The following is a 1,482-nucleotide window of genomic DNA, read 5'->3' on the forward strand; positions in this document are numbered from 1 at the left end:
GCATTCAATAGTAAGGTTCCTGCCTCCGGAGGCAGATCGTTTATTAATACCGCTGTAAGTACATCTCCATCTATATCGCTGGCAGCCGGTGCATCCGTCAGCACATTGCCTGTTTGCGTGCCGCCATCTTCATCCATTGCATAGCTATGATCAGCGGCTGCCGGCGCATCGTTTACCGGACTAATAGTAATGTTAATGAGCTGAGAAACCGTGCCTCCATGACCATCTGACACCTGAATTTCAAAACTGTCGCTGCCGTTATAANTTAAAGGAAGGTAGCTGAAGGATCCATCGGCTTGCAGCGTCAGTGTTCCATTGCCGGGTGCTGTCTGCACGCTGAAGGTTAACGGATCTCCATCTACATCCGTCGCTTTAAACACGCCCGTAAGCTGGGTGTCTTCATCGATTGTAAACGGACCGGCGGTTTCTATTACCGGCGCATCGTTCACCGGGTTCACCAAAACATGCACATGGATCAGCGTGGTGGCCCCGGCGGCATCTTTGATCTGCACCTGGAAATGATCATCCTTATTATAACCTCCCGCCGGAGTGTAGGTATATTCAAGGGTACTGGTGGTACCGCTATGGCTGGTGTTACCCAGCACAACCGTGCCGTGCGCAGACTGGGTCTCCAAAGTAAAAGTCAACACTTCACCATCGGCATCATCAGCGGTTAGCTGGCCATTGAAGACTACATTTTCATCCGTAGCAATGGATATCGGACTCACTGCTGTTGGAGCATCATTAACCGGCATTACGGTTATATTCACTGAAATAACAACGCTGCCACCATTGCCATCGCTCACCCTGGCCGTAAAGGAATCATCGCCATGGTAATTGGCTGCAGGCACATACGTAAATGAACCATCGGCAGCAACCGTAACCGTTCCATTGCCCGGATCGGAGGCTTTACTGAACGTGAGTACATCTCCGTCGGCATCGCTGGCGACCAACTGATCTTCAACCGGCGTATCTTCATTGATTTCATACTGTACCGGTGAGGTAGCTACAGGGGCATCATTCACCGGACTTACGGTGATGGTCACAGATTGCTCCTCGCTGCACAATTGAGGCTGACCATTATCACAGGCCTGATAACTAAAGCTAACCGTACCACTAAAGTCAGCTGCCGGGATAAAGCTAAAGCTGCCGTCGGCATTCAATAGTAAGGTTCCTGCCTCCGGAGGCAGATCGTTTATTAATACTGCTGTAAGTACATCTCCATCTATATCGCTGGCAGCCGGTGCATCCGTCAGCACATTGCCTGTTTGCGTGCCGCCATCTTCATCCATTGTATAGCTATGATCAGCGGCTGCCGGCGCATCGTTTACCGGACTAATAGTAATGTTAATGAGCTGCGAAACCGTGCCTCCATGACCATCTGACACCTGAATTTCAAAACTGTCGCTGCCGTTATAATTTGCTGCAGGCTGGTAGCTGAAAGATCCATCGGCTTGCAGCGTCAGTGTTCCAGTGCCGGGT

1 protein-coding gene is annotated in these 1,482 nt (G+C 50.6%); it reads right to left on the reverse strand.

Annotated features, from left to right (window positions below):
- The coding region (locus C3K47_RS19350; RefSeq protein WP_449441369.1) for a tandem-95 repeat protein at nt 1-1,466 on the reverse strand (1,466 nt) is incomplete at its 3' end.
- Between the last annotated feature and the right edge of the window lie 16 nt (nt 1,467-1,482).

The sequence above is a fragment of the Solitalea longa genome (genome assembly GCF_002920915.1).
Lineage (GTDB): Bacteria > Bacteroidota > Bacteroidia > Sphingobacteriales > Sphingobacteriaceae > Solitalea > Solitalea longa.